The following is a 16,409-nucleotide window of genomic DNA, read 5'->3' as shown; positions in this document are numbered from 1 at the left end:
AGTCACTATTTAGCTATCGTTACTTAGCCCCTAATGTCCAGTTTTTGTATGTGTTCGCCCACTTATATATTTGCTTATAACTGACTGGTTGTCATTTGACGAGTGTGGTAGTTTATAATTTGCTTGCAGTAAATTTATTATTGTAGGGATAAGGAAGTTTCTTATCTTGGGTTGAAAAGCATAGACAGTGGATTACGTGGCATTGCATAAAGAAACTCTAGCATTGTAGATTAACACCAGTTAAGGACACGAACTATCTGGCTATATGCAAGATCACTACTACGCGAGCGAAATTAAGCAATTACTAGTTAGGTTTTCTTAAGATGTTTTTTTCTGTAGTTTGAAACGAATTATTAGCTAACATTTTAAAACATTGTTAAATGGAAAAATAGGGGCGTAATTTATAGGAAGCGTGAGTAAAGAATGGAAAAAACATATCTAAATAGATTTTTTACTAGAAGTAATATTATTAATCCACAAATTAATAAAGATTTAGTTGTACATAACTATATGCTGCTTAAAGGATATCATAGAAATGAGTACTTTTTTAAGAATACTTTATTTAATAAATTGGTAATAGGTAAATACAGCTTTGCAACTACCGCTGCATTTGAGGAGGTAGCAATCGGTAAGTCAAAAGCTGATTTTGTATTAGTCAATCATTCGCATGGAGTAGTATTTGAAATTAAAACTGACTTAGATAATTTAGATAGGCTTTATACTCAATTAGAGGACTATTCAACTGTATTTAGTGAATTATATGTAGTGACATCAGAAAAAAATTACTATCCAGTCTATAGAGCAATTAAAAACTTTGAAACGGTTGGAATAATAGTATTAACTAATGGAGTTAATTTAAGTATTAGAAAAGAAGCGATTAATTTTGATGAGTATTTAGATTTTAACTACCTTTTTAAACTTTTAAGGAGAAATGAATATGAAGATATTATAAAAAGGCACTTTTCTGTTCTTCCAGATGTTCCACCGGTATATTATTATAAAGAATGTCTAAATCTATTTAAAAAATTTAATATAAAAGTTGCTCAAAATGAGGTGATGAAGAAGCTCAGAGAGAGGAAGAAACTTAATCAAGTAAAATTAGTAAGGGAACTACCAATGGAAATTAGATGGCTTATGTACTCAAGTAAATTAAATCGTGATGAACTTGAAATAATTATAAGGCAATATAAATAGGAGGATTATATGTATTATCCGGTTTTGAGAGGGCGACAATATGATTTAATAGCACTAAGAGAATTACAGAAATTAAAGCTTCTAAGTGATAAAATAATACCAATTATTGAACCTATTAAAATAAGTAACACTTTAATATCTACTGTTAATGAGTTTGATCTTAAAAAGAGGAGCTTAATAATAATAATCAATCCAATGGTAGGCTCGCTGATGGGGGAATTAAAAATCTCTAGTATAAATCAGCAATTTAAGGATGTAGTGATGAAAGATGTAGTTAAAGTGCTTATCGCCTCGGTGATAATTTTATAAGCGAATTATCAGAAATTAAAGAAGAATATAAAGTGGATATTAATGAACTAGCAGTTTTACATTCAAACAGAAAATACATAGAGAAATATAAAGAATATACCAATCAAGATATTGCTTATGTAAATATTGTGCCTACGGATAATCCTTTTAGGAGACAGTTAAATAGAAAAAATTTAGTCGGCTTGGCTGACAGGTTTAATAAGCAAGGCAGAAATATTGATTACAGAGATAACATGGTGGAATTTTTCTCTGAAGAACATTTATTCTATAAAGATGAAGGATACATAGGATTCTCTGATTATTCAGTGATAGGTGCAGAATACTCTGAAAGTGGTTTTGCTCCGTATGCAGTGGCTATTCACATTGTGTATCCTACTGAAGAAAACACATTGGAAATTATTCATTTTGTTTCTGATTCAAATGAGGATATTAGAGATCCTGCAGGTAAATTTTCTGAAGCACTTCATAAGTTAATAAAATGGTACCAATCATTTAATGATTCAAGAATTGAAACTTTTGCAATAGGTGTATTTAAGGAACATTATGAAAATGGTACTTACCCAGGTTTACCTACACTAAAAAAACTGTCTATCATGCATCACTTAGAGCTAATAGGAAAGTTATATAATGGGAGATCCTACTATGAACTGTTGTATAAAATGTTTTAAATCTGAAGAGTTAAGAAGCATAATTCGCAGCCTTGATAATTTAGGAGTATGCAATTTTTGTGGAGCAGAAGATACTAATGTTTACAATTTAAGTAATGATACTGGATTAGAGAATGTATTTAATGATGTATTAAGTATATTTAATTTAAGTCAAGACTTAATAAAAGATGGATTTCCACCTGAAAAGCTAATTAGCATTAGAGATGAATTTGAAAAAAGGTGGAACATATTCAACAACTTTGATGGTAATTTGATACTTCATTTCCTAACAAAATTATTAGAACATAGATATCCAAGTGCAATTGAATTATTACATAATCAAGTAGGAATAATTGAATGGATGAATTCTGAATATCTGAAAAATAAATCTATCTTAAAAGGTAAACCGTGGAGTGAATTTGTATATTATATAAAACATCAAAATAGGTTTCATACTACTCATATAAATTTTGAAATATTGAAGGATTACTTAATTAGAATAACAAATATAATTGAAGATGAAGTATATTACAGAGGTAGGATTCTAATATTAACGAAATAAAAGAGTCTGAAATGGGAGCACCACCAATTGAGAATGCTACAGCGGGTAGGGCAAATTCCGAAGGAATTCGACATTTATATCTCGCTAGCGACAAGAATACAGTCATTAGTGAAATAAGACCTAGTATTAGTGATAATGTATATATCGGAAAATTCCCAATTAAAGATAAGTTGAAGGTTGTTGATTTCAGAAATTTAAATACTTTAAATGTATTTAGCTTCACTGATCCGGTTATGTATGCGGTAAATTTAGAGATACTTGATAGTATGAATAAAGCTATTGCTAAGCCCGTAAGAAGTGGGGATAGTAAATTAGATTACCTTTCTACTCAATTTTTAGTAGATTTTATAAAGAGTTTAAATGAAAATGATTCATATGATTATGATGGAATAGTATATGATAGTACTCTTAGTACAAGTGGGTATAACTTAATGATTTTCGAGCCTGAATTATTAGAATGTACCAAAGTAGAAAAGAATATTATACAGGTGTTGAACTATTCACACGTTGTTTCTGAATTGTAAAATCTATCCTCCATGTGTATCTGCATTGGGTGAAATTGAATTTTTTTAAGGCGCGGATGAGAGTGTTTTCAAATCTTAAATAGTCTTTAATGTGTGCATCGAATAATATATACCACTTTATTCAAATCTGCTGTAGACGTTAAGTCTAATTTCACACTTTTTCTCTGTTACCTGTTAAACTTATGTGGAAAAAACTTTTGATTTTTCATCCGATAGCCTTCTTCATTTTCTTCACCATGGATGACTTCAACACGATGGATGAGTCGATCTAAAATAGCTGTCGTAATGCATTAATCTCCTATCAAGTTTCCCAAATCTGAAATACTCGGATTACTTAGGTAATCAAATTAACTTGAAGACTAACGAAGTGGAGGAAACGAAATGAGTAAAAATGATTTGTCCTTTACCAAGAAAGCTGACTTCTTGTTGAACTATAGTAGGAAAAATAAAACCAAAGATCAAGTAATAAAAGAGATGGATTTGCAGGATTATGAGCAAATTTATCTCGATGAAGCTATGCGTCATAATGAAGTAAAAGGTGATTATACGGGAATGGCGTTGGATCGTTATATCCTACAAAAATTAGATGAGGAACAAGCTGATAATTTTGATAAGGATGAGGTCATATACGTTAACCGAGATCATTGCAGGTGATCGTAAACAGAGACAACGTACAAGGATTTCCATGCCTAGCCTGCTATAATAAGAGGACCCCTCACTGATCGGAGCACACACATGAACGAAAAATCATTCTACTTATCAAAGAAACGAACGAAGTTAATAATTTTTATGTGCGTGTTGATTGCTCTACTTTTGTTTGCTTTTGCGTTCTTGACGTGGCTGGCTCCGGATTTGGAGGGCACGGTTCCATTTATATTGGTTGGGCTTTTGGTGCTTGGCTGTATTCCGATGATCTCTAAAGTTACAGAAGATGCAGGGGCGATCATTACGGTGACGGATGAGGGCGTGAGGTTTACCGTTGGCCTCGTCCCATGGGAAGATCTATACTCTGTTCACTTGTATCGCAATAACGTCCATACGTACATCGTCTTTATTACACTAGATGATGCAAAATATGAAGAAAATTTTTCGAGTCAGAGCGCCAGTTATGTTTATGACTGGCTTAGGAGTGAGGGGATTCCGGTATTTAGCTTTGACTACCATCATTTGAACAACCGAAAGGAATTACTGCAAACGCTCATGGATTATGGCGTAGCGGTTTACGACGTGAAAGGTCGACCGGTGAAACATGAGCGGAAAAGAGTATCTTAAAACTCGGAAACAAAAAAACCGCTATGTCTAGGGAGCGGTTTTTCTCCCGAAGCTCCCTCGACACATCCCCACGATTTGGCCACTCTATACGATCCAGCGCGGGTAAACTGGAAATCTTTTGAGCAGCTATCTCTGGAAAGAGATCGGATCTGCCGGAATGCTGCGACAGCTAACTAAGCCTTCAATGCTTTCTACTTCTTTATTTCGTCGACCGCCTCCACGAATATCCCCTAATATATTCCGAAGCGATTACCTTTTCTGGACACACCTCCACAGGACAAGTGCTGTTTCTATCCAACTCTTAAATCTTCGCCGTAAATGGATAAGTTTTTGTGTTCGAAAACTATGAAATCCTCAGTTATGCGTGAGCCGCTCCTCATCGCTTCTTTGCTTTTCATTATGTACGAGGTAACGACATACATAGATAGCTCACGACGCATATTGTTGGCATTAATCTACCAAAGACTCTAGGTGAGCTTACTAGTAAACGGTATCGTTCGAAGCTAGTGGTCGAAAGAAAGTAATAACGTCTTATTAACTGAAAAAGTTAATAGGGTCATTGATGGTACACGAGAAGCTAATTAACCTTCCCCCTAGACAATTCCTCCCGACATCATACATTTTCGGACTATCTCTTCCCCTCCTGACAGGTGATTCGCATCCCGAAGGAAAACTTATTTAAGGACTGCAAATACAAGGAGGGAAATGCGTATGCACTGGAAGAGAGTCGTTCCGATGGCGGCAATGCTTGCTGTACTGCCTGCGAATATGGCTGCGGCGGATTCGCCTGAGGAGGCGTTGGAAAAGATGGACCGAATTCTTGAGATTGAGAAAGAGGATACGGGTGACGGGCAAGTGATGATGCGTAGTACGAACTTTGATCCGTCTGAGTGGATTCGGTATGATGATTTGTTGCCGGAGCTGGAGCGGATTGCAGAGCTAAGCGATGGGGAGCTCGACATTGATGTGCTCGGCCAATCCCAGCGCGGGCGGGATATTTATTCTACGCGGATCGGGACGGGCGACGAAGTGATCCTCATTACGAGTGAAATTCACGGCAATGAGAATTTCGGTACGGAATCGTTAGTTTCCCTTCTGGAGACGCTTGCGACGAGTGATGAGGAAGAAGTTCAGTTCATTCTGGATGAGATTACGGTCGTGGCGGTTCCGAAGTTCAACGGACGGGGCGGAACTTGTGCAGCGTCAAAATGACATTACGTGGGACGAGGTCGTTGAAAACCATCCGCAATTGGAAGGGGCGGAGCCTGCATGGAACTATAACGAAAGCAGACAAGGGTTTGATGTGAACCGCGATTTCAATGCGGACTTGGATTATGTACCTGAAGCAGCTGACCTTCCGGGCAATACGGCGAATTTTGGTTTCTTTTTATCGAATGAGTCACAAATTTTAAGAGATTTGTATCAAGAGTTGCAAGCGGAGTTTGGCGGGGTCGAGGCGTACGTGGACCTTCATCAGATGGGCGCGAACAATGTGATTGAAGGGACAGACGAACCAGTAACGATTGCCCTTGACTATCCGGCGCTTGGACCAGATGGAAATCCACGCTATGCAGACGATTATCCAGAGTGGGATCAAGATAAATCGCGCAAATACGCACTTGCGGCCGCCAACGGTGTGAACGAGCGGGCGGACGGTGGTGTCGAGCCTGGATTGGCGAGGTATGTGCACCATTCTACTCGGGATTTACCTGGACAAGCTCGTCATGCGTTTGCTCTAACGGCACCGGGACGGTATTGTTTGAAATGCCTGGCCAGCAGCCAAGTGCACCGTATGATCAGAACCTCATCGACATCATGGAAGACGGGCTGTGGGGCATTCTCCATCATATGGCGGACGGCATCGATCAACTCGATGGCGATGATTTCTATGAGTTACCGAAGTATTGGCCGGACACACCGCCGGTGTCTGAACCTGCACAATTTGCAACTGACTTTACAGAGAATGCAGTTGGCGAGTCACCTTCGGATTGGTCGCCGTTCTGGCAAGCACGGGTTGACCAATTTGCCGTACTTGACTTGCCCACACGCCTTCAATTTCTGACTGGGTCAGGGGTCCGTGGTCTCGTATCAGACAGTGTTGGTGAACTGTACGGAGATACAGAAATCTTCGGACTCGTTCGTGGAAATGAAATTCACCGGACGATGTTTGAGCTTGGCTTCCATATGTCTGGGTCTCCGGGAAGTGAGAATGGCATTTACGTGGATGCGCAAATGAATACGAATGAAGTGCGGATTATGCAGCGTAGAGGGGGCAGCACGTCTGCTCTTGAAACGGCAGAATTGCCGTTCACGTTGGAAGAAGACGAGTGGTACCGCGTGTTGCTCAAGCGTCAAGCTGAATCGGTGCAAGTGAAAATGTGGCCGGATGGCGCCGAAGAACCAGCCGATTGGCAAGCGGTGACGATTCAGAGCAACATGTTCGGCGGTAAAGCGGGTATTTCCCATTCAACGCCAGGGAATGTGAACGAATACGCCTACGTCGGTGTCGGCATCGGTGGGCTTGAAGCACCGCAAGCGCCTGATGATCTCGTCAATCCTGTTGACCCTGACCTTACAGCTGAAGACATCCGCGCCTTGTGTTTGACTTACAAGCGTCAGGTGACATTACCGACGAACGAGTCGTAAGAACGCTAACCCTCCACCTTACCGCGATCGCCAATTACGAGCGACGGGATAATGGAGCAAAAGTGCTCGACCATATGGCGAGCTTTGAACTGTTGCTCGAACGTTACTCTGACAACGAGATGATCTCTCGGTATGCGAACTACATGCTATCCATTCATGCCGAAGCATTGATTGCAAAGTGGACAGAATAAATTATGCATTAAGAAGGGATGCCGCGGCTTTACGTAGCATCCCTTTTATCAACTGTGTATAAATTTGACGTAGCACTGTTCCGTAAATAAACGACACTCTACTTCCAAAGACTTCCTGTATTCTTTAATAACTCTACGCTTTGAAGCGTTCATTATACCCAACCCGCTACTCCTTCTTAAAAACCTTCCTGATCGTTTTCACCACCCACTTGTAAATCGGCCCATAATTTTCTCGTTAAATACATCGAACAAGTTGGAGAAAAAAAGGATGATGGCTAGAAAGCTCGCAATAATTAATGTTGTTTGAAGTAGCTCCATGTTGATGAGGTCCATACGCGTCACCTGTTATGTTTTGATTCGTAGATTAGATCGTACCAACTGATGCCGTCGTTTTCAACTGCACATGTTTGTTACCATTAAAGACAATAACCTCTACGAAAAGGATGACGCTTATGCCTGCGTACAACAAACTTGTTAGAGATCGGATACTGGCAATCATTAAACAACAAGGCAAGCACCCGACAACGATCGTTTTGGCAGACAAAGAATACGAGCACGAGCTCCGCAACAAGTTAAAAGAAGAGGTCGAGGAGTATTTGACGGCGTCAACAACGGAAGAAGCGCTAGAAGAGCTTGCCGACATGGTCGAAGTCGTACATGCTCTAGCGTCTGCTCACGGCAGTTCAGCAGAGCAAGTAGAACAGATTCGTGCAAACAAGCTGGCAGAGCGCGGCGGTTTTCACGACAGAGTTTTTCTGGAACGGGTTGATGACGACAACAACGATTAGTCTTGGGGTGATTTGCACAGGTAGTTGTTGCTTCCATAACAGGCGGGTAGTTGCACTACAGAGCACAAGTGCAACATCGGTGGCGAAACATCTGCAACCGTGTTTTCTTTACACTCCAGAGCACAAGGCGACGCGGTTGACTTTTATGCCTACGGGCTAAGGCGTGTGGAAAGAAGTCCAAATGCCCCATATATTCATTAATGTGACACTTGAGAAAGAAAAATCATCAGATTAAACGTGGATGCGCACATAAACGGAGTCAACTGTCACAAATGTTGCGATTTGTGACAGTTGCGTGCCCAAAGTGCCCAGTTTGCGGGCTGGATTGTCACATACGTGACAGGTCATCTCATGCTTGTGCCAAGTGGTGACCCTTGGTCACGACCTTCCACCCCAAGTTGGGAGCTTAAAGGCCATAGACCAAATGAAGTGCCCGGTGAATTAGCAGGAACCCCACGTAACAATGTCGTTCCCTTCAAACCTGGCCAGAAAGTGGGGCGCAACGAACCATGCCCGTGCGGAAGTGGGAAGAAGTATAAAAAGTGTTGTATGGACTAGCCTAGAGTTGTGAAGTGAGCCTTGCTTCACAACTTTTTTATATGCTCCACGAATTTCTGAACGAGGTTCAGATCGGTTGTTTGTTGTTTATAGACAAGTCTCGTCGGCCACATGATGTTCTCCCCGTTTTCAGTTTGAATGGGTTGAATCGTTAAACGGGAGTCTTTTGGGATCATCATTTCAGGGGCGATCATATAGCCTAATCCTTGTTCACAAAATTTCTGAGCTATTTCCATCGTGTTCGTCGTTATACTTACGCTAGGGGGTTGTTTATACTGGTCTCGCCACCAATTATCTATGATGGCCGTCAAGTACGGGTCGGTTTGATAGAGAATACGTTTATTGTTCGGCAATTGATCGAGAGGGATATTCTCGGTAGCAAGAATACATATCCGCTCTTCTGTAAGGGTAAGTTGTGCATCGGTCCAATGGTGGTTTCCTCGAACGATGCGACGTGCACATCGTCTTTATACACCGACTGGATGATCTCTTTATTAAAGCCGTCTGTAACCGTATAGCTAACATTCGGGTGCTTGTGAGAATAGGCGTGAAGAATTTCAGGGAGAAGGTGAAGAGCAGCAGAACGAGACGCGCCGATGCGAAGTGTCCCATGAGGTTCATCCTCCAAGTTCCATAAGTTTTCTTGCAACGTTCTCATATTCGTTAACAACTTTTCCGAGTGTTTAAGTAGATACAATCCTTGATCAGTAAATTCTACCCCTTTTCGTCCTCGTTTTAAGATTGTAATTTCGAGCTGTTTCTCTAGTTGTTTAATCCGATGTGTAACGGTCGGTTGCGAGATAAATAGTCGATTGCCTACTTTTGTTAGATTGCCTTCTTCATGAATGGCTTTAAGAATCTCGAAGTCTTTAAAATCCATTTTTAATCCCTCTTTATTTGTATTTTTAATCACACACAATTAATATAATCTATTTTTTTAATAATTCACTTTAGTATACACTGAATGAAATTGAAGTCGTAAAGGGGAAATGAACGTGAACAGTTACAAAGTTGCGGTATTGGCTGGTGATGGCATTGGAAAAGAGATTATCGATGCAAATCAACAAGTGATCGAAGCTTGTATCGATGCAACCGTGTTAGACATTGAATGGATCGCTTTGCCGATGGGATGGGAGGGCATTCATAAAGAAGGAACGCCCTTATCAGAAAAAACGAAAGAGACGCTTCAAACGTGTGATGCATGGATTTTAGGTCCGCATGATTCTGCGGCTTATCCCCAGCAGTTCAAAGGAGAACGTAACCCGAGTGGCGAGTTGCGTCATCATTTCGATTTGTTTGCAAATGTTCGCCCTGCCAAGTCGATGCAAAAATCAAATGCACGAATCCGTGATATGGACCTCGTCATCTATCGAGAGAATACAGAAGGGTATTATGTGGATCGCAATATGCATACTGGTTTAGGAGAATTTAAAGTGACAGAAGATGTTGTCGTTTCCACCGGGGTGTTCACACGAAAGGCGATTACACGAATTGCTGAAGCCGCTTTTGAAGCAGCGATGGAGCGTAGAAAGAAAGTGACCATCGTCCATAAAGCGAATGTTATTCGCTTAGGTACAGGTTTCTTTTTGGAGATTTGTCGGGAAGTTGCCGGGAAGTACCCTGAAGTAGACGTTGATGATTATCATATTGACGCAATGGCCGCGCACCTCGTCCGAAGAGGTGGGGATTTTGATGTCATCGTCACGGAGAATATGTTTGGGGATATTTTATCGGATCTTACAGGTGAGTTGGCAGGCAGCCTAGGAATTGCGCCATCCATTAATACGAGTAAAACACAAGCGATGGCACAAGCTGCTCACGGTTCAGCCCCAGACATCGAAGGCAAGAATATCGCCAATCCGATTGGCATGATGCACTCAACGGTGATGCTTTTTGAATGGCTCGCGAAAAAGCACGATGATGAGCGGCTTACTCACGTTGCGAGGAGAATGGACGAGAGCATCGCAAGAACGATTCACCGAAACATCGTCACGCCGGATTTGGGGGGAAGCGCCACGACTTCCTCGTTTGCTGAAGCCGTCTGTGCTGAGGTTGCCAATGCACGGAGGTTTAATGGCATTGTAGATATGCACGTCCACTCAGCGCCTGATGTACGTGCACGTAAGCATGATGACCTTCAGTTGCTTGAGACGGCACAATTGTCTGGGCTTAAAGCGCTCGTCTTGAAATCACACCATTTTCCGACGAGTGAGCGAGCATCGTTATTAAACCAGCTTTACCCGGAGGTAAAAACATTCGGGAGCATCACATTGAATGAAGCGGTTGGTGGACTGAATCCGAAGGCTGTCGAAGTGACAGCTTCATTAGGAGGCAAGATTGTTTGGTTGCCAACCATTGATGCAGAGAACCATAGAAGAAAAGCCGGTCTAACCGGAGGGGTTCGATTGTTTGAACAGGGGAAGCCTGTTTCAGCGCTTTGCCATATTTTAGAGATTATTGCAGACCGTGACTTGATTCTTGCAACGGGCCATATTTCTAGTGAAGAAATCGAATCGGTTGTTAGGGAAGCGTGCAAACGAGGGGTCAAGAAGATGGTTATTACCCACCCTGAATATCACATCGTGAATCTTTCAGTAGAGAAACAACAGAAACTAGCAGTGGAATACCCTGTCTATTTCGAGCGAACGTTGCTCAACCGCTAAAAGCCGGTGTTTACAAAAGAAATATGCAAACCAACATCGAAGCAATACAGCACGTGGGTTGTGCTTCCACGATCATCTCAACGGACAGTGGTCAACTGGAAAATCCGGATTGGCAGATGCTCTTGAAGACATGCACGCACAGCTGCATAAGCATTTTTCTTCCAACGAAGTGGACCAAATGATGAAGGATAATCCGACTAAATTGCTTGAGATATAACGAAATTGCCCGCACCTCCTGCTAGCCATCAGTTTTATTGATGGTCAATACAAAATAATCTGATTTCACTTCTGGCTGAATATTTATTACTATTATATTTAATTGCTGTACAGACCTAAAGCATTCAGTTATGTAAGCGGTTTATTTCAATGGAGAGAATGGGGGAAGTCTATGACAATTGATCTGAGAAGTGACACCGTGACCCAACCTACCGAGCAGATGAGAGAGGCGATCTTACACGCTGAGGTTGGGGATGATGTGTACGGAGAAGACCCGACGATCAATGAGTTGCAGGAGCACGCAGCCGCGCAGCTTGGAAAAGAAGCAGGGCTGTTTGTGACGAGTGGGACGCAAGGGAACCTCTTAGCGGTATTGAGTCAGACAGAACGAGGGGACGAGGTTATTCTCGGTGAAGACTCGCATCTGTTCTACTCAGAAACCGGTTCGCTCGCCGCCATTGCAGGCGTTCAGACGAGAGCGTTAGAGAGCGCAAACGGGCAGATGCCGATCGAGCGGATCGCCAAATCGATTCGTACAGCTACAGACCTTCACCAGCCAAAAACCGGACTTGTTTGTTTGGAGAATACACATGCACGATCAGGCGGGGCAATATTGCCTCTTTCGTATATGGAGAAAGTGGCGGACTTGGCGGGCGGTATGAATATCCCTGTTCACTTGGACGGATCGAGACTGTTTAATGCATCGGTTCGTTTAGGAGTCGATGTTCAAGACATCACGCAATATGCCGATACAGTGCTCATTTGTCTATCGAAAGGATTGTCTGCGCCGATGGGCTCGATATTAGTCGGTAATCAGTCAATGATTGATCGAGCGAGAAGGTGGCGAAAAGCTCTCGGTGGAGGAACGAGACAAGCAGGCATTGTCGGTGCTGCCGGTCAGGTTGCATTGGCATCGATGGTTGAACGATTAGCCACTGATCATACGAACGCCGGAGTTCTTGCCAATGGTTTACAGCGTTTGCCTGAGCTACGCATCGTCAATGAGGAAGTCCAATCGAATATCGTGATCGTTTCGCTCGAACAGTTGCCTATCGATTCCACTATATTCATTCAAAGGCTTAAAGAGCAAGGAATATTGGTGAGTCGAATGAATGAGCGTCAAGTCCGACTCGTTACCCATCGAGAAATATCAAGGGCAGATGTTGAACGAGTCGTTCAAGTAATTAAAGATATGGTACAAGAAGTGTGAATTGTAAAAACATAGATTAATAGCGATAGAAGGGGGAGTCCAGCATGTCTGAAGCATACTTAGCATTTTTTGGCTTTTTGATTATTTTTGCTGTAATCGCTTTCTTAATGTGGGGGAAGATTCATCCGATTGTTGCGATGGTTATTATACCTGTCATTGGTGCACTTATTGCAGGGTTCGGTTTTGATGAACTGAGAGAGTTCTTTAGTGGGGGAACCGACCAAGTTATTAATGTAGCCATTATGTTTATTTTTGCAATTATCTTCTTCGGCATTATGAATGATGTCGGTTTATTTAATCCAATCATCAAAAATTTGATAATCCTTACGAGAGGGAATGTCATCATTGTTTGTATCGTCACAATTATCGTAGGGGCAATTGCCACCTTGACGGGGCTGGGGCGACCACCTATTTATTAACCATTCCTGCGCTCATTGGTTTATACAAACAGTTGAATATGAGCCCGATGTTATTGCTCATGCTAGCCACTTTTAGTCTTGGCTTTATGAATGTCGTTCCTTGGGGAGGCCCGGTTGGGCGAATTGCTCGGTGCTTGGGTATGATAACCCGGCTGAATTATGGTACCCGCTTATCCCGTGGCAAATCGGAGCGTTATTCCTTGCGATTGGCTTTGCGATTGTTTTAGGTATGAGAGAGAAAAAAACGTATTAAGAGACGTATAGATAACGGGGAAATTCAGAATACACAAAATATCGATTCAAGAGAGATTGCTGATGACTTTATTAAGCAACAAAAAGAAAATCAAGAATCTTCAAATGAGAAAAGAGTGAAGCATCCAGCCATGATCTGGATGAATGCGCTATTGCTCGTCGGCGTACTGTTATCGATGCTTCTAGACATCTTGCCACCGGCAATGGCCTTTATGATCGGTCTCGCAATCGCGCTGCCGTTAAACTATCGTACGGTTGATGATCAAATGGGTCGAATTCGTGCCCATGCACCAGCGGCATTAATGATGGCATCCATTATTCTTGCTGCCGGTCTATTCCTCGGGGTCATTACAGACTCAGGAATGCTTGATGCTCTTGCATTGTCTATCGTTGGAGTCATGCCAGATGCAATTGGTCCATATCTTCATATTGTTGTCGCGTTTTTCGGAATTCCATTGGACATTATCATGAGTACGGACGCATATTACTACGGCATCTTCCCAGTCGTTGAAAGTGTAGCTTCAAGCTTTGGTGTTCCATCAGAATCAACCGCGTTTATGTTGTTGATTGGAAGTACGTTCTCGCAAGTTCTTATCTCCAGCTCTTTGGTTAGGTGTTGGTCTTGCTGGTGTACAAATTGGACGTTTCATGAAGTACGCATTCTTCTGGTTCTGGGGTTTCGCCATTATCGGTTTGATTTTCGGTTTTATTATCGGCGTTTACTAAATCAACCGTGTCTTTATTTATACAATGTAAACCCGTGAACGATCAGACAGTCACTTAGTTAGTGGCTGTTTTTTCTTCCTTATCGGGTTGAAATGGAGTTTTTGTTATGGAAGTAATTCGTCTTGTTTTCTTAGATGTGGTACTGCCGATTTTACTATTGATGACGTTAGGAATGTTCCTCCAAAAGAAGTTCGATTTTCATCTGCGTACGATTACTAAATTAATTACGTATTGTTTTATGCCTGCGGCAGTTTTCTTAAACATTTCACAGTCTGCTTTTGACTACCAGTTAATCGGACAATTGTTTTTGTATTTGCTGTTATTCATGTCTAGTCTTATGTTGCTCGGCACTGGCTTGGCGAAACTTTTAAAGCTTGAGACACCGGAGCGGGCCGCATTGAAAAACAGCATTTCACTTATGAATGCAGGGAACTACGGTTTACCGATTAGCCAGCTCATCTTCAGTGCTAACCCTCTAGGTGTCTCGATTCAAATTTTTATTATCGTCATTCAAAATATCCTTACCTATTCGTATGGTTTGTACAACTTAATGTCTGCATCAAATCGATTTTGAGTATTTTAAAGGCGCTCGTTCGCTTGCCGATCATACATGCCTTATTTTAGGATTAATCTTCCAAATTCTCGATGTACCTCTTCCTAACTTCGCCCTCATTCCGCTTGAACAGTTGGCCGACGCATTTATGGCATTGGCGCTATTCTTACTCGGTGCGCAACTCGCCAACATCAAATTGAAGACGTTTCATCAAGTAATTGTGTGGAGTTTGCTCGGCCGGTTATTCGTGAGTCCAGCCCTCGCTTTGCTCTTCATCTATTTACTCGGCATTGATGGGGTGATGGCGCAATCGTTGTTAATTGCGAGTGCATTGCCGACATCAAGGAACACGGCAACGCTTGCATTAGAACATCAAGTCGCACCTGAGCTACATGCACAAGTCGTGCTCTATTCGACGCTCGTCAGTAGTATAACGGTAACGGTTGTCATCTACGTATCGATGGTTTTATTTTAACGTTATGCCATTTGAAATATTGATTTCTGATTGCTGTTTTTACTATTTTTACTTATGGCAGAGTGGATGTAATCTAAACATATAACAGTGCATATGAACCAGCTGTACTTGATTGATGTTGGAGGGAAATACAATGAATGAAGAAACGGTCACATACTACTCTGCCGAACAACTGACAAAGGTGAGTCGGTTGCTATTCGAAGCAGAAGGAGTTCCGGAACAAGATGCCTCAACAATTGCTGAAGATCTCGTTGCCGCGAACGTCAGAGGTTTGGATTCACACGGAATTTCGAGGATGCCGATGTATCTCGAAAGAATCCGGAAACAAGTTGTCAATCCAACACCGAACATTCAAGTGGATTCAATTACGTCTGCGGTTTCCAAAGTGGATGCCGATAACGGGATGGGTTTTTTAGCCGGCCATATTGCGATGGCAGAGGCGGTGAAACTTGCCGAAGTTTCAGGGATTGGGTTGGTCGGGGTACAAAGAAGTACGCATTATGGAATGGCCGCGATCTACGTGATGGAGGCGATGAAAAAAGGGTACATCTCGATGGCGTACACGAATTCATCACCAGCCATTCGCCTTGGGGTGGAAAAACCGCCTATTTAGGGGCAAGTCCATTCGCTGCTGCGGTTCCTGCTGGAACCGAATCACCATACGTTTTAGATATGGCAATGACCGTTATTGCTCGGGGCAAAATTCGGTTAGCGGCGACAAATGGGGAAGCCATACCAGAAGGGCTAGCACTCGATAACGACGGGGCACCTACGACGGACGCAAAACAAGCATTTGAAGGGGTTTGCTTACCGTTTGGTGGAGCAAAAGGTTCGGCATTTGCGATGTTAATGGAACTATTATCAGGCGTACTCACCGGAGCAAACTACGGCGGGAATGTGAAAAGTTTATATTTCGATCATTCAGAGCCCCAAAATGTCGGACACTTATTTATTGCCATACGCCCAGATTTATTCGTTTCCGATGACGAGTTTCATCATAGAATGGATGATTTCGTGCAAAAGACGAAATCGTTGCCAAAGGCGAAAGGGTTTGACGACATCTTAATTCCCGGAGAGCCCGAGGAGAAAACGGCGCAAACTCGTCTGAAAGCAGGAATTCCACTTAGTGAAAATGTGCGAAAAGAACTGCAATTAGAATTGGAGCGCTACGCGTTAGATGTGTCACTACTAAGCTAAAAGGGGG

The 16,409-nt window shown here is 42.1% G+C and carries 18 protein-coding genes and 4 pseudogenes; 19 read left to right on the top strand and 3 right to left on the bottom strand.

Annotated features, from left to right (window positions below):
* Window positions 1–423 precede the first annotated feature (423 nt).
* The 11 genes from JCM19037_RS09880 (at window position 424) to JCM19037_RS25070 (ending at window position 7,345) form a co-directional block, all read left to right on the top strand.
* Entirely contained in the window at window positions 424–1,194 is a 771-nt protein-coding gene (locus JCM19037_RS09880; RefSeq protein WP_042400499.1) for a sce7726 family protein, read from the top strand.
* A 9-nt stretch (window positions 1,195–1,203) separates the two neighbouring features.
* Window positions 1,204–1,503 (top strand): sce7725 family protein, encoded by a 300-nt coding sequence (locus JCM19037_RS28440; RefSeq protein WP_052363763.1) that lies wholly within the window; start codon window positions 1,204–1,206, stop codon window positions 1,501–1,503.
* 32 nt (window positions 1,504–1,535) lie between these two features.
* The gene (locus JCM19037_RS09875) at window positions 1,536–2,171 is read left to right on the top strand and encodes a sce7725 family protein (protein ID WP_052363762.1); all 636 of its coding nucleotides are present in this window, start codon (window positions 1,536–1,538) and stop codon (window positions 2,169–2,171) included.
* Window positions 2,131–2,712: a hypothetical protein gene (locus JCM19037_RS09870; protein ID WP_152549020.1), complete on the top strand. Its 582-nt coding sequence runs from the start codon at window positions 2,131–2,133 to the stop codon at window positions 2,710–2,712. Before JCM19037_RS09875 ends, JCM19037_RS09870 begins: the two co-directional genes overlap by 41 nt.
* 11 nt (window positions 2,713–2,723) lie before the next feature.
* Window positions 2,724–3,236: an RES family NAD+ phosphorylase gene (locus JCM19037_RS09865; RefSeq protein WP_042400492.1), complete on the top strand. Its 513-nt coding sequence runs from the start codon at window positions 2,724–2,726 to the stop codon at window positions 3,234–3,236.
* Window positions 3,237–3,617: 381 nt separating this feature from the next.
* Window positions 3,618–3,890, top strand: coding sequence for a hypothetical protein (locus tag JCM19037_RS09860; protein WP_042400490.1), 273 nt, complete (start codon window positions 3,618–3,620; stop codon window positions 3,888–3,890).
* A gap of 81 nt (window positions 3,891–3,971) precedes the next feature.
* Complete coding sequence (locus tag JCM19037_RS09855; RefSeq protein ID WP_042400488.1) at window positions 3,972–4,508, top strand: hypothetical protein; 537 nt, start codon at window positions 3,972–3,974, stop codon at window positions 4,506–4,508.
* 711 nt (window positions 4,509–5,219) lie between these two features.
* Entirely contained in the window at window positions 5,220–5,720 is a 501-nt protein-coding gene (locus JCM19037_RS22635; RefSeq protein ID WP_052363761.1) for a M14 family zinc carboxypeptidase, read from the top strand.
* Window positions 5,704–6,570 carry a hypothetical protein gene (locus JCM19037_RS09850; RefSeq protein ID WP_052363760.1) on the top strand — a complete coding sequence of 289 codons (867 nt, stop codon included), beginning with the start codon at window positions 5,704–5,706 and terminating at the stop codon, window positions 6,568–6,570. Before JCM19037_RS22635 ends, JCM19037_RS09850 begins: the two co-directional genes overlap by 17 nt.
* A complete protein-coding gene (locus tag JCM19037_RS25725) occupies window positions 6,546–7,154 on the top strand; it encodes a hypothetical protein (RefSeq protein ID WP_052363759.1) in 609 nt (202 codons plus the stop codon). The genes JCM19037_RS09850 and JCM19037_RS25725 overlap by 25 nt, the downstream gene beginning before the upstream one ends.
* A complete protein-coding gene (locus tag JCM19037_RS25070) occupies window positions 7,106–7,345 on the top strand; it encodes a hypothetical protein (RefSeq protein WP_152549019.1) in 240 nt (79 codons plus the stop codon). Before JCM19037_RS25725 ends, JCM19037_RS25070 begins: the two co-directional genes overlap by 49 nt.
* A gap of 198 nt (window positions 7,346–7,543) precedes the next feature.
* Here the strand turns inward: JCM19037_RS25070 and JCM19037_RS28435 are convergent, their stop codons facing one another.
* Window positions 7,544–7,678: a hypothetical protein gene (locus JCM19037_RS28435; RefSeq protein WP_255357888.1), complete on the bottom strand. Its 135-nt coding sequence runs from the start codon at window positions 7,676–7,678 to the stop codon at window positions 7,544–7,546.
* Window positions 7,679–7,797: 119 nt separating this feature from the next.
* Between JCM19037_RS28435 and JCM19037_RS09845 the strand changes: the two genes are divergently transcribed.
* Entirely contained in the window at window positions 7,798–8,133 is a 336-nt protein-coding gene (locus tag JCM19037_RS09845) for a nucleoside triphosphate pyrophosphohydrolase (protein WP_042400484.1), read from the top strand.
* 351 nt (window positions 8,134–8,484) lie between these two features.
* A complete protein-coding gene (locus JCM19037_RS26250) occupies window positions 8,485–8,691 on the top strand; it encodes an SEC-C metal-binding domain-containing protein (RefSeq protein WP_202963229.1) in 207 nt (68 codons plus the stop codon).
* Window positions 8,692–8,717: 26 nt separating this feature from the next.
* Here the strand turns inward: JCM19037_RS26250 and JCM19037_RS28430 are convergent, their stop codons facing one another.
* Window positions 8,718–9,077: a LysR substrate-binding domain-containing protein gene (locus JCM19037_RS28430; protein WP_373900708.1), complete on the bottom strand. Its 360-nt coding sequence runs from the start codon at window positions 9,075–9,077 to the stop codon at window positions 8,718–8,720.
* Window positions 8,999–9,571, bottom strand: coding sequence for a LysR family transcriptional regulator (locus tag JCM19037_RS09840; RefSeq protein ID WP_052363758.1), 573 nt, complete (start codon window positions 9,569–9,571; stop codon window positions 8,999–9,001). Before JCM19037_RS09840 ends, JCM19037_RS28430 begins: the two co-directional genes overlap by 79 nt.
* A gap of 115 nt (window positions 9,572–9,686) precedes the next feature.
* Between JCM19037_RS09840 and JCM19037_RS27175 the strand changes: the two are divergent.
* The 6 genes and pseudogenes from JCM19037_RS27175 to JCM19037_RS27165 all read left to right on the top strand — a co-directional run.
* A pseudogene (locus JCM19037_RS27175) lies at window positions 9,687–10,745 on the top strand (isocitrate/isopropylmalate dehydrogenase family protein); the annotation flags it as partial.
* Window positions 10,746–10,778: 33 nt separating this feature from the next.
* Complete coding sequence (locus tag JCM19037_RS27170) at window positions 10,779–11,354, top strand: DUF6282 family protein (RefSeq protein ID WP_238544653.1); 576 nt, start codon at window positions 10,779–10,781, stop codon at window positions 11,352–11,354.
* Between the two features lie 388 nt (window positions 11,355–11,742).
* A complete protein-coding gene (gene ltaE, locus JCM19037_RS09830; RefSeq protein WP_042400481.1) occupies window positions 11,743–12,780 on the top strand; it encodes a low-specificity L-threonine aldolase in 1,038 nt (345 codons plus the stop codon).
* A 44-nt stretch (window positions 12,781–12,824) separates the two neighbouring features.
* Window positions 12,825–14,177, top strand: a pseudogene (locus JCM19037_RS09825) (CitMHS family transporter).
* A gap of 106 nt (window positions 14,178–14,283) precedes the next feature.
* Window positions 14,284–15,205: pseudogene (locus JCM19037_RS09820) on the top strand (AEC family transporter).
* 115 nt (window positions 15,206–15,320) lie between these two features.
* Window positions 15,321–16,402, top strand: a pseudogene (locus JCM19037_RS27165) (Ldh family oxidoreductase).
* The last annotated feature ends 7 nt before the right edge of the window (window positions 16,403–16,409 follow it).

It is taken from the genome of Geomicrobium sp. JCM 19037 (genome assembly GCF_000698105.1).
In the GTDB taxonomy this organism is placed as follows: Bacteria; Bacillota; Bacilli; order Bacillales; family Marinococcaceae; genus Geomicrobium_A.
Note: the sequence above shows the minus strand (reverse complement) of the source record. Positions and strands in the feature narration are given on the sequence as shown.

Coding starts and splice junctions, on each gene's coding strand:
- JCM19037_RS09880 (WP_042400499.1), top strand. CDS start 424: ATGGAAAAAACATATCTAAATAGATTTTTTACTAGAAGTAATATTATT.
- JCM19037_RS28440 (WP_052363763.1), top strand. CDS start 1,204: ATGTATTATCCGGTTTTGAGAGGGCGACAATATGATTTAATAGCACTA.
- JCM19037_RS09870 (WP_152549020.1), top strand. CDS start 2,131: ATGGGAGATCCTACTATGAACTGTTGTATAAAATGTTTTAAATCTGAA.
- JCM19037_RS09865 (WP_042400492.1), top strand. CDS start 2,724: ATGGGAGCACCACCAATTGAGAATGCTACAGCGGGTAGGGCAAATTCC.
- JCM19037_RS09860 (WP_042400490.1), top strand. CDS start 3,618: ATGAGTAAAAATGATTTGTCCTTTACCAAGAAAGCTGACTTCTTGTTG.
- JCM19037_RS09855 (WP_042400488.1), top strand. CDS start 3,972: ATGAACGAAAAATCATTCTACTTATCAAAGAAACGAACGAAGTTAATA.
- JCM19037_RS22635 (WP_052363761.1), top strand. CDS start 5,220: ATGCACTGGAAGAGAGTCGTTCCGATGGCGGCAATGCTTGCTGTACTG.
- JCM19037_RS28435 (WP_255357888.1), bottom strand. CDS start 7,678: ATGGACCTCATCAACATGGAGCTACTTCAAACAACATTAATTATTGCG.
- JCM19037_RS09845 (WP_042400484.1), top strand. CDS start 7,798: ATGCCTGCGTACAACAAACTTGTTAGAGATCGGATACTGGCAATCATT.
- JCM19037_RS26250 (WP_202963229.1), top strand. CDS start 8,485: ATGCTTGTGCCAAGTGGTGACCCTTGGTCACGACCTTCCACCCCAAGT.
- JCM19037_RS09840 (WP_052363758.1), bottom strand. CDS start 9,571: ATGGATTTTAAAGACTTCGAGATTCTTAAAGCCATTCATGAAGAAGGC.
- JCM19037_RS27170 (WP_238544653.1), top strand. CDS start 10,779: ATGCACGTCCACTCAGCGCCTGATGTACGTGCACGTAAGCATGATGAC.
- ltaE (WP_042400481.1), top strand. CDS start 11,743: ATGACAATTGATCTGAGAAGTGACACCGTGACCCAACCTACCGAGCAG.